The organism is Paracoccus sp. 22332, from assembly GCF_052045125.1.
Classification (GTDB): Bacteria; Pseudomonadota; Alphaproteobacteria; order Rhodobacterales; family Rhodobacteraceae; genus Paracoccus; species Paracoccus haematequi_A.
The window spans coordinates 254,171-265,227 of record NZ_JBQEOI010000002.1 but is presented as its reverse complement, the minus strand read 5'-3'; the positions used below and the strand labels follow the sequence as shown (position 1 = coordinate 265,227).

Below are 11,057 nucleotides of genomic sequence, written 5' to 3'. Positions count from 1 at the left end.
CGTTCCTTGGCAAGCCTGCGCGGCATTGCTAACTGTGGCGCGCAATCAGGAAGGTCCGCCCATGTCGCTTGCCATCTCGCATCTTGCCCGGCGCTTCGACGCGACCCAGGTTCTGCGCGGCATCGACCTGACCGTCGGGAAGGGAGAGCTGATCGCCCTGCTTGGCCCCTCGGGATCGGGCAAGACGACGCTTTTGCGGATCATCGCCGGGCTGGACTGGCCGGATGCGGGCGCGCTGTCCTTCAATGGCACCGATTGGCTGGCGAAATCCGCCGCCGAACGCCGGATCGGCTTCGTTTTCCAGCATTACGCGCTGTTTCCGCACATGACCGTGCGCGACAACATCGCCTTCGGCCTGACCGTCCTGCCGCGCGCCGACCGGCCCGGCAAGGCGCAGATCGCCGCCACCGTGGACCGGCTGCTTGCCTTTCTTCAGATCGACGGGCTGGCGGACCGCTATCCGGCCGAATTGTCGGGCGGGCAGCGCCAGCGCGTCGCCCTGGGCCGCGCCATGGCGATCGAGCCGCGCGTGCTGCTGCTGGATGAACCGTTCGGCGCACTGGACGCCCAGGTCCGCCGCGACCTGCGCCGCTGGCTGCGCGGCGTCCACGACAGCGCCGGGACCACCACCATCTTCGTGACCCACGACCAGGAGGAAGCCTTCGAACTGGCCGACCGCGTGGTGGTGATGAACGGCGGCGTGATCGAACAGACCGGCCATCCGGACGAGATCTATGACCATCCCGCGACACCCTTCGTCGCCCGCTTCCTGGGCCTGACGGTCGAGGTGCCGGTGACGATCCGGTCGGGCCGCGCGCAGGCGGCGGGCCTGGACCTGACCGCCCTGCCCCGCCGCGCCCTGCCGGACGGCCCCGCCACGCTGTTCCTGCGCCCCGCCGACATTCAGCCCGTCCCCGACCCCGCCGCGCCCTTCCGGGTGACGGAAATCGCCTCGACCGGGGCGCTGCTGCGGATCGTGGCGGAAAACGCCGCCGCCTGCCGGATCGAGGCCGAGATGCCGCGCCGCCAGGGCCGCGACCTGCGCAAGGACCAACCCGTCGCCCTGCGCGTCATCGCGGGCCAGATCTTTCCCGGCGGCGCCGCGCCCGCCGACGCCGCCCCTGTCGAAACACCCAAGGCCCTGAAGGAGTCCCGTCCGTGACGATCCGTGTGAAAACCCGCCTGTCTGCCGCGCTTGCCGTTGTGCTGAGCCTTGCCTCGCCCCTGGCGGCCCAGGACGCGATCCTGAACGTCTCCTATGACATTGCCCGCGAACTGTTCGCCGAACTGAACCCGGTCTTTGCCGAAAAATGGAAGGCGGAAACCGGCCGCACCGTGACCATCGACCAATCGCATGGCGGGTCGTCGAAACAGGCCCGCGCGATCCTGGAAGGGCTGCCCGCCGATGTCGTGACCTTCAACCAGGTAACCGATATCGACGTGCTGGCCAAGGACGGCTTGGTCGACGAAAACTGGCGCGAGGCTTTCCCCAACGAAGCCTCGCCCTATTATTCGTTGCCCGCCTTCCTGGTGCGCGAGGGCAATCCCAAGAATATCGACGACTGGGACGACCTGACGCAGGACGGCGTGCAGGTGATCTTCCCGAACCCCAAGACCAGCGGCAACGGGCGCTATACCTATCTGGCGGCCTATGCCTATGCGCTGGACAAGAACGGCGGCGACCAGGCGGCGGCGCAGGACTTCGTGAAGACGCTGTTCGCCAATGTCCCGGTCTTCGACCAGGGCGGGCGCGCGGCTACCGCGACCTTCGCCGAACGCGGCATCGGCGACGTGCTGATCACCTTCGAGGCCGAGACCGGCGGCATCGCCCAGCAATATGCCGATGCCAGGCTGGAACGCGTCACCCCGTCGCTGTCGCTGCTGGCGGAATTCCCCGTCGCCGTCGTGACCGCGAACACGGAAAGCAAAGGCACCACCGAGGTTTCCAAGGCCTATCTGGATTTCCTCTATTCGCCCGACGCGCAACGCATCCTGGCCAAGAACTTCAACCGCGTCCATGACGAGGCGATCACCGCCGAATTCGCCGCCAACTTCCCCGACGTGAAGCTGGTCACGGTCGATGACGTGTTCGGCGGCTGGGACAAGGTGCAGGCCGACCATTTTGCGGAAGGCGGCATCCTCGACACGGTGTTCGTCAATCAATGAGCATGACGGCGGCCCTTCCCGCCAGCGGGCGGCAGCGGCGCGTGTTGCCGGGTTTCGGCCTGACGATGGGTCTGACGCTGACCTATGTCGGCATCATCGTGCTGCTGCCCGTGATCGCCCTGTTCCTGAAAGGGGCCGAGATCGGCCCCGCCCGCTTCTGGGCCATCGTGACCGCCCCCCGCACCCTGGCCGCGCTGCGGCTGACCATGACCGCCGCCGCCCTGGCGACGGCGTTCAACGCGCTCTATGGCCTGTTGATGGCCTGGGTTCTGGTGCGCTATCGCTTTCCGGGCCGCAGGCTGCTGGACGCGATGATGGACATTCCCTTCGCCCTGCCGACCGCCGTCGCTGGCCTGGCGCTGACCGCGCTGTTTTCCGAAAACGGCTGGTACGGGCAGGTGCTGGCCCCTGCCGGAATCCCGGTCGTCTATACGATCTGGGGGGTGGCGGTGGCCATGTCCTTCACCTCGATCCCCTTCGTGGTCCGCACCGTCCAGCCGATCCTGGAAGATCTGGACCTCAGTCAGGAAGAAGCTGCCCGGACCCTGGGTGCTACGCCCTTGCAGATTTTCGCTCGGGTGATCTTTCCGGCGATCCTGCCCGCCTTCCTGGTCGGCACGACCATCGCCTTCGCCCGCTCGCTGGGCGAATTCGGCGCGGTGATCTTCATTGCCGGGAACCTGCCGATGAAGACGGAAATCGCTTCGCTTCTGGCCGTCATCCGGCTTGAGGAATACGACTATAACGGCGCCGCCGCCATCGCGCTGACCCTGGTCGCCATCGCCATGGTGCTGCTGGGGCTGTCGAACTGGCTGCAAGCGCGGCTGACCCGGCGCAGGGTGCCCGCATGAGCGCCGTCCTCGCCCCGCGCCCCGACCCGGGCGGCGCGCGCCTGCTGATCGGGCTGGCGGTCGCGCTGACGCTGTTCATCGTCGTGGTGCCGCTGGTCTATATCTTCTGGCGGGCGTTTTCTGGCGGGTTTGCGGTCTTCGCCCATAACATCCTGGCGCCCGACACGCTGCACGCGATCTGGCTGACCTCGGTCGTGGCGGCGATCACGCTGCCGATCAATCTTGCCATCGGCATCGCCTCGGCCTGGCTGATCGCGCGGTTCACCTTTCCGGGCCGCAAGGCGCTGCTGACGATCATCGAACTGCCGTTTTCCATCTCGCCGATCATCGCAGGGGTCTGCTATCTGCTGCTCTACGGACGGCAGGGGCTGCTGGGTCCGCTGCTGGCGGCGGGCGAGGTGAAGATCCTGTTCGCCCTGCCCGGCATCGTCATGGTGACGCTGTTCGTCACCGGCCCCTTCGTCGCCCGAGAGGTGCTGCCCCTGATGCAGGCGCAGGGGTCCGAACAGGAACAGGCGGCGCTGACGCTGGGCGCGTCGGGCTGGCAGATTTTCCGGCGGGTGACGCTGCCGAATATCCGCTGGGCGCTGCTTTACGGCGCGGTGCTGGCGACGGCGCGGGCGGTGGGGGAATTCGGCGCTGTGTCGGTGGTGTCGGGCGCGATCCGGGGCCAGACCATGACCCTGCCCTTGCAGATCGAGCTGTTGTTCAACGACCTCAACATCGTCGGCGCCTTTGCCGCCGCGTCCACGCTGACGCTGATCGCGCTTGTGGTGCTGGTGCTGAAAACCGTGCTGGAGGGGCGGACCCGCTGATCAGCGCCGGAAATTGGTGGGCCTGATCCCGTGCCGCGCCAGCTTGTCGTAAAAGGTCTTGCGCGGCAACCGCAGCCGCGCCATCGCGGCGGTCGCGTTGCCGCCCGCCAGCCGCAGCGCATCGCGGATCAGTTCGGCCTCGTAGGCGGCGACCAGATCCGGCAGGCCCGGCGCATCGCCGCCTTCGGGCGCGTCGAAGGGCGTCACGCCGATGGCCTGGCTTTCCGCGAAGCCGCGCAGTTCGGGCAGGTTTCCCGGCCAGCCATGCCCCGACAGCCGCGCCTTGACCGCGCCCGTCATCGCAGGCGCGGGCCGGTCCAGCCGCGCGCAAGCCGCCAGCAGGAAATGGCGGTACAGCGCCGGGATGTCCTCGCGCCGCTCCGCCAGGGACGGGACCGGCAGGACGGTGCCCGACAGGCGATAGAACAGCCGCGCGTCGAACCGCCCCTCGGCCACCCGCTGCGACAGATCGGCCTGGGTCGAAGCCAGAAGCTGCACGTCCATCGGCCGCGGCGCGGCGGCGCCGGCGGGCCAGAACTCGCCCGCCTCGACGATGGCCGACAGCCGCGCCTGCATCGCCGGCGACAGCGCGTCGACGCGGTCCAGGAACAGCACGCCCCGCTGCGCCCGCTCCAACTGCCCGGCCTGCCGGGTGCCGCGCGGTCCCATGGCGTCGCCGCCCAGCAGATCGGCGTCGAAACGCGCCTCGTCCAGGGCGTCGCAGGCCAGATGCACGAAGGCGCGGGCGCGGCGCGGGCCCTGGCGGTGGATGGCGCGGGCCACGATCAGCCTGCCCGCCCCGTCCGGGCCGGTCAGCAGGGCATTGCCCCCGGCCTGGGCCACGCGGTCAAGGGCGGCGCGCAGATGGTCCATCACCTCGCTGCCGCCCGCCAGCTCGGGAAAGCTGTCAGAGGCGTCATGGCTGGCCTGCCGCAATTCCCGGTTCTCCAGCACAAGCGCGCGGGCCGACAGCGCCCGGTTCAGCGCCGCCAGCAGCACGTCGCGCGCCACGGGCTTCGTCAGGAAGTCATAGGCCCCCGCCTTCAGCGCCGCGACCGCCATCGGCACGTCGCCATGCCCGGTCAGCAGGATCACCGGCAGATCGGGGTCGATGGCGTGCAGGTGCTGGAACAGTTGCATCCCGTCCATGCCGGGCATCCTTACGTCGGACAGCACCACGCCGGGAAAATCGCGCGTCACGCCGCGCAACGCATCAGCGGCAAGGCCGAAATCCTGGACCTGCAAGCCCGCCATCCGCAGGGTCTGGACCTGGGCCGCGCGCAGATCCTCGTCATCCTCGACCAGCCGGACCAGTCCTGTCATGCGGCTCTCCTCAGCGTCAGGCGAAAGGTGGCGCCCTGCCCCCCGACCGGATCGTCGGCGGTCAGATCGCCGCCCAGATCGCGCGCGATGTCGCGAGAGATGACCAGCCCCAGCCCAAGCCCCTGCGCCTTGCTGGTGGCGAAGGGCGCGAAAAGTTGGTCCCTGACCTGCGGCGAAAGGCCCGGACCGTTATCCGCGACGGTCAGCGTCACAAGGTCGCCTTTGGCGCGGACGGCAAGGCGGACCCAGGGATCGGGCCGGTCCTCCTGCGCCTCGAAGGCGTTGGTCAGCAGGTTGACCAGGATCTGCTCGACCCGCACCCGCTCGCCCAGGATGGCCAGCCCTTCGGGAATGTCGGGCAGGTGCACCGGCATGTCGCTGGCCTTGCGGCGGCTGGCGGTCAGCAGCAGCGACGCCTCGATCACCGGGCGCAGGGGCACGGCGCCCACCTGACCCGTGGCCTTGCGGGCAAAGCCGCGAAGCTGGTCAGTGATCTGGCCGATCCGGTCGGCCATGCGGGTGATGCGGGCCAGGTTGTCGACCGCCGGGCCATCGGGGGCCATGGCCTGGCCGTTCTCGGCCAGCAACCGGATCGTCGCCAGCGGCTGGTTGATCTCGTGCGCGACACCGGCGGTGATCTGGCCCATGGTCGCCAGCTTGTTCGCCTGCACCAGGTCGGCTTGCATCTGCGCCAGCCGCTGCTGGGCCAGCTGGCGTTCGCGCATCTCTTGCGACAGGTCGCGGGTGCGTTCGGCGACGGCGCGTTCCAGTTCGGCGCGATAGGCGCGGTCGGCATCGGCCCTGCGTGCGGCGCGCAGCCGCGACCGCCGGGCCTGTTCGGCAAGCGCGGCCAGCAGCAGCACCGCGAGCGCAGCCGCACCGGCGGCATAAAGCGCGGTCTGCCGCGCCTCGTGCATCGGCAGGTTCATGGACAGCGTCCAGCCCGTCCCGCGCACCGGCAGGGCGATGGCCAGGCTGTCATCCTGGGCCACGGGTCCGCTGGTGAAACGCCGCCCCGGTTCGGTGGTGATGATGATGCGGCCACCGGCTTCGGTCACATGGGTGGCATTGGGGCTGCGCGCCCAGGCGGCCTCCAACGCGTCGAATTGCACCTTGACAACCACCACCCCCAGCAACGCCGCGCCGTCCCGGATATCATGGGACAGATACAGCCCCGGCTGCCCGCTGACGGTGCCAAGCGCGAATTCCATCGCGGTCGGGTTGGCGCGCCGGAAATAGTCGCGGAAGCTGTAGTCGTGGTCCAGAAAGCTGTCAGGCTGGTTCCAATTCGACGCGGCGATGGTGCGCCCGGTGGGGTCCATCAGGTACAGGACCGTGCTTTGCGTCTCGGCCCGCAGCCGCTCCAGCTTGGCGGATGCGGCGTCGTCGGTGTCGGAACCCTGCCGAAGCGTGGCCCGGATCATCGCGTCATCCGCAAGAATCGCCACCACGGCGCGCTGCCGGTCCAGGATGCTTTCCAGCGTCAGCGCCCGCGACTGCGCGGCGGCCATGCCCTCGTCCCGCAGGTTGTCCAGAGCGCCCGCCCGGACGCCCCAGAAGACCGCCGCAGGAACCAGCACCAGCAGCGCAAGGGCCAGCAGCGCCAGCCATCCCGCCGCGCGCGACAAGGGCGGCGAATCGTCGGTCCTGGGCAAGGCATCCTGCAAATCCGCGCGCCTCCGGCTTTTTGGCAAGGTGTTTCCCTTTCCACACTAACAGGATCCTCCTGTGCGGAAAACCACACGGATTCGCCACCCCAATTGCAAGAAACAGCCATGTTTTCAGCGCATTGCCGCTATGCCGCAAGTTTTTTGGGCTGCCCTGCCAAAGTCTTAAGATGCGTCATCCAATCGACATACAGGCAGGAGGAGGCCTTCCCATGCAGCTGGATACATCCGCGCACCCCGTGGCCCATGACAAGCGGCCGTTTTATCGGCACCTGTACTTCCAGGTCATCATCGCGATCACGGCGGGCGCGTTGCTGGGCCATTTCTATCCGCAGACGGGCGAGGCGCTGAAGCCCCTGGGCGACGGCTTCATCAAGCTGGTCAAGATGATCATCGCGCCGGTGATCTTCCTGACCATCGTGACCGGGCTGGCAGGCATGGGATCGCTGCGCGGCGTGGGTTCGGTGGTGGGCAAGGCGTTCGCCTATTTCCTGACCTTCTCGACCCTGGCGCTGATCGTCGGGCTGATCGTGGCGAACGTGGTCCGGCCGGGCGCGGGCATGAACATCGACCCGGCCTCGCTGGATGCCTCGGCCGTGGCGGGCTATGCGGAAAAGGCGCATGAAACCTCGCTGATCGGCTTCGTCATGGGGATCATTCCCGACACGCTGGTCTCGGCCTTCGTCGAGGGCAACATCCTGCAGGTGCTGTTCGTCGCGATCCTGTTCGGCATCGGCCTGATCATGGTCGGCGAAAAGGGCAAGCCCGTCCTGAACATCCTGGAATCGGCCAGCTTCGCGATCTTCCGCGTGGTGGACATCCTGATGAAGGCCGCACCCATCGGCGCCTTCGGGGCCTTTGCCTTCACCATCGGCAAATACGGCATCGCGTCGATCATGAACCTGGCGATGCTGGTGGGCACCTTCTACCTGACCTCGGCCCTGTTCGTGATCGTGATCCTGGGCACTGTCTGCGTGCTGAACGGCTTCTCGATCTTCCGGCTGATCTCGTATCTCAAGGCCGAGATCCTGCTGGTCCTGGGCACGTCCTCGTCGGAATCGGCGCTGCCCTCGCTGATGGAGAAGATGGAAAAGGCGGGCTGCGCGCGCCCTGTGGTGGGTCTGGTCGTGCCGACCGGCTACAGCTTCAACCTGGACGGCACCAACATCTACATGACGCTGGCCGCGCTGTTCATCGCCCAGGCGACGAATACCGACCTGACGCTGCAACAACAGGTGCTGCTGCTGCTGGTGGCGATGCTGTCGTCCAAGGGTGCGGCGGGCGTTACCGGGGCGGGCTTCATCACCCTGGCCGCCACGCTGTCGGTGGTGCCGACCGTTCCCGTCGCCGGGATGGCGCTGATCCTGGGCGTTGACCGCTTCATGTCGGAATGCCGGTCGATCACCAACTTCATCGGCAACGCGGTCGCCACGGTGGTCGTCAGCCGCTGGCACGGCGCCTTCGACCGCGACCAGTTCGAGGCCGCTTTGGGCGGCCGCGCCGACGGCGGCTATGCCTCGCCCGTCACCGGCCTGGCCGTGCATCCCGCCGGCCTGCAACTGGGCGAATCCAGCGCGGACTGATCCGCCGCCACCCACCCCGAAAGGCGCCGCAGCGATGCGGCGCCTTTTTCCGTGGCTCAGACCAGCACGTCGATCCCCTGGGGCGGCGTGCCCTGCTGCACCGCCAGCAGGTTCGTCATCATCCGCCTGACCGAGGGCGCAAAACCGCCCGCATCCAGCGCCGCCAGATGCGGGGTCAGGACCACGCGGTCCAGGCCCAGCAGGGGATTGTCGGGCTGGATCGGCTCGACCGAGAAGACGTCGATGCCGGCGCCGCGCAGGCGGCCTTCGCGGATGGCCTGGGCCAGATCGGATTCCACCAGAACCCCGCCGCGCGCGGCGTTGACCAGAATCGCGTCGGGCTTCATCAGCGCCAGCCGGTCGCGGTCGATCAGGTTGCGGGTGCTGTCGTTCAGATCGCAGTTCAGCGTCACCACGTCCGAGGCCGCCAGCAACTGATCCAGCGGCGCAAAGCGAAGGCCAAGCGCGGTTTCCTCATCCGCGGGCAAGGGGGTGCGCTTGGTATAGAGGATCGGGCAGCCGAAGCCGTGCAGCAGCCGCGCCAGGGCCTTGCCGATATGGCCCATGCCGACAATGCCGACCGTGCGCCCCGACAGCGTGGCAGAGCTTGGCGCCACCTGCCCCTTGGGCCAGCCGCCCTGGGCGATCCCCAGATGCCCGCGCGCGATGTTGCGGTTGACGGCCAGGATCAGGCCCAGCGTCGTTTCCGCCACCGCGACCGCATTCGACCCGGTGGTGCGGAACACGCGCACCCCATGCCTGCGCGCCGCGTCCAGGTCGATGGAATCATAGCCCACGCCCCATTTGTGAACCGCCCGCAGCCCCGGCACGGCCATCATCGCCGCCGTTACCGGCATGTCGCCGGTAATGGCAAAGCTGGCCCCTTGCAGCGCCGCAAGCTGGTCCTGCACGCTGCGCGAGGCCGCCGTGGTCAGCACCCAGCCCTGCGGCAGAAACGGCCGGATGCGATCCAGCCGGTCGGGGGCAGCGGGGTCCAGCAGAACAACCCGTGTCATGTCACCTCAGATCACGAAGCGGATGCCGGGCCGCGCCAATCCGCCGCCCTGCGCCATCACGGTGCCGTCCGCGCGCCAGCAGGCCGCGCCGGTCATCATCCCGTCCGGCACAAGGCCGATGGCATTCATGCCGCCGCCGATGGTCTTGACCAGCCGCACGTCATGGCCCCGCGCGCGCATGGCCTCGGCCTGCGGGGCATAGGCGGGTTCCAGCTCCAGGTGATGGCCCTCGGTCCACAGGCGCGGCGCCTCGACCGCCTGTTGCAGGGTCATGCCGTGGTCGATCAGGTTGACGATGGCCTGCATGGCGGACGGGAAAATCCGCACCGCCCCCGGCAGGCCAAGCGCATAGAGCGGCCGTCCGTTCCGCAGCACCATCATCGGCGCCATCGAGGTCGGCACCCGCTTGCCCGGCGCCACCGACAGCGCGCGGCCCGGCCGGGGATCATAGTTCAGCATATAGTTGTTGGGGATGATCCCCGTCCCCGGCACCATGAAGCAGGCGCCCCACAGCCCGTTGATCGTATGCGTGGCGCTGACGATGATGCCGTCGCGGTCAGCCACCGTGACATGGGTCGTGTCGCGGCTTTCATGTGGCAACCGCCGCCGGGCATAGTCCTTGCTGGTGAAGCGATCCACCGGCACATCCACGAAATCGGGATCGCCGGATGCGGCGCGCCGATCCTCGAACGCAAGCGCGATGGCCCGCGCCATCAGATCCATCGTGTCGGGATGGCCGAATCCCATGCCGCGCAGGTCGAAGGGTTCTAGCATGTTCAGCATCTGGACGATATGGACACCCGAGGACGCGGGCGGCGGCGGGCCGACGATGGTGTGGCCCCGATAGCTGCCGAAGATCGGTACGCGTTCAACGGCGCCCGCGTCTTTCAGATCGGCCAGGGTGACATGGCCCCCGTCTGCCAGCCGGTCCGCCAGGGCGCGGCCCAGATCGCCTCCGTGCAGCGCCGCGTCACCCTGCGCCTGGATCAGCCGCAGGCTTTGGGCATAGTCGCCCATCACCAGCCGCGCGCCCGGCGCCAGCGGCGCACCGTCCGGCAGCAGCAAGCGGGCGATTTCGGGATCGGCGCGCAGGTCTGCCTCGTGTTCGCGGATCGCGCCGTGCAGATAGGGGCTGACCGCAAAGCCGCGCGTGGCAGCACGGACCGCCGGTTCGACCACATCGGCCCAAGGCAGCCGCCCGTATCGCCGCTGCATCAGGAACCAGCCGCGCAGATTGCCCGGCACGGCCACCGCCGAAGGGCCGACCCGGTTCCGCCGACCCTCGGTCTCCATGTAAGCGTCGGGCAGGTCCGAGACCGGCGTGAACATGTCCGGCCGCGCGCCCTGCCCCGCGACCGACAGCGCGTCGATCACCACATGCCGCCCGTCCGCCAGCCGCAGATGGGCGATGCCGCCGCCCGCAATGCCGACCATCATCGGTTCCACCACCGTCAGCGTCAGCAGCGCGGCCACGGCGGCGTCCACGGCATTGCCGCCGACCGCCAGCATTTCCGACCCCGCGACCGAACCCAACGGCGCGTTCGTCACGACGACGCCCAGGGCGCCGCTGGCGGGGCGCTTTTCGCAGGTGAAGGGCAAGGCCATGCTGTTCCCGTCTTTCGCGGGCAGCTTAGGC

The 11,057-nt window shown here is 68.5% G+C and carries 9 protein-coding genes; 5 read left to right on the top strand and 4 right to left on the bottom strand.

Annotation, left to right across the window (positions count from 1 at the left end):
• The first annotated feature begins 61 nt into the window (after positions 1 to 61).
• Genes ACTJI6_RS03395 through cysW form a run of 4 tightly spaced genes read left to right on the top strand, consistent with a single transcriptional unit; the run spans position 62 to position 3,832 of the window.
• Positions 62 to 1,162, top strand: coding sequence for a sulfate/molybdate ABC transporter ATP-binding protein (locus ACTJI6_RS03395; RefSeq protein ID WP_440797836.1), 1,101 nt, complete (start codon positions 62 to 64; stop codon positions 1,160 to 1,162).
• A 2-nt stretch (positions 1,163 to 1,164) separates the two neighbouring features.
• On the top strand, positions 1,165 to 2,166 hold the full coding sequence (locus tag ACTJI6_RS03390) for a sulfate ABC transporter substrate-binding protein (protein ID WP_440798022.1): 1,002 nt from the start codon (positions 1,165 to 1,167) through the stop codon (positions 2,164 to 2,166).
• A 2-nt stretch (positions 2,167 to 2,168) separates the two neighbouring features.
• A complete protein-coding gene (gene cysT, locus ACTJI6_RS03385) occupies positions 2,169 to 3,017 on the top strand; it encodes a sulfate ABC transporter permease subunit CysT (RefSeq protein ID WP_440797834.1) in 849 nt (282 codons plus the stop codon).
• Positions 3,014 to 3,832 carry a sulfate ABC transporter permease subunit CysW gene (cysW, locus tag ACTJI6_RS03380; RefSeq protein WP_440797832.1) on the top strand — a complete coding sequence of 273 codons (819 nt, stop codon included), beginning with the start codon at positions 3,014 to 3,016 and terminating at the stop codon, positions 3,830 to 3,832. The genes cysT and cysW overlap by 4 nt, the downstream gene beginning before the upstream one ends.
• Here the strand turns inward: cysW and ACTJI6_RS03375 are convergent, their stop codons facing one another.
• On the bottom strand, positions 3,833 to 5,155 hold the full coding sequence (locus ACTJI6_RS03375; protein WP_440797830.1) for a sigma-54-dependent transcriptional regulator: 1,323 nt from the start codon (positions 5,153 to 5,155) through the stop codon (positions 3,833 to 3,835).
• Positions 5,152 to 6,810 (bottom strand): sensor histidine kinase, encoded by a 1,659-nt coding sequence (locus ACTJI6_RS03370; protein WP_440797828.1) that lies wholly within the window; start codon positions 6,808 to 6,810, stop codon positions 5,152 to 5,154. Before ACTJI6_RS03370 ends, ACTJI6_RS03375 begins: the two co-directional genes overlap by 4 nt.
• Positions 6,811 to 7,034: 224 nt before the next feature.
• On the opposite strand from ACTJI6_RS03370, the gene ACTJI6_RS03365 reads away from it, so the two are divergent.
• Positions 7,035 to 8,405 carry a dicarboxylate/amino acid:cation symporter gene (locus tag ACTJI6_RS03365; RefSeq protein ID WP_440797826.1) on the top strand — a complete coding sequence of 457 codons (1,371 nt, stop codon included), beginning with the start codon at positions 7,035 to 7,037 and terminating at the stop codon, positions 8,403 to 8,405.
• 56 nt (positions 8,406 to 8,461) lie between these two features.
• Here ACTJI6_RS03365 and ACTJI6_RS03360 read toward each other — a convergent pair whose 3' ends face one another.
• Entirely contained in the window at positions 8,462 to 9,421 is a 960-nt protein-coding gene (locus tag ACTJI6_RS03360; protein WP_440797824.1) for a 2-hydroxyacid dehydrogenase, read from the bottom strand.
• A 6-nt stretch (positions 9,422 to 9,427) separates the two neighbouring features.
• Positions 9,428 to 11,026 (bottom strand): gamma-glutamyltransferase, encoded by a 1,599-nt coding sequence (gene ggt / locus ACTJI6_RS03355; RefSeq protein WP_440797822.1) that lies wholly within the window; start codon positions 11,024 to 11,026, stop codon positions 9,428 to 9,430.
• Positions 11,027 to 11,057: the final 31 nt, after the last annotated feature.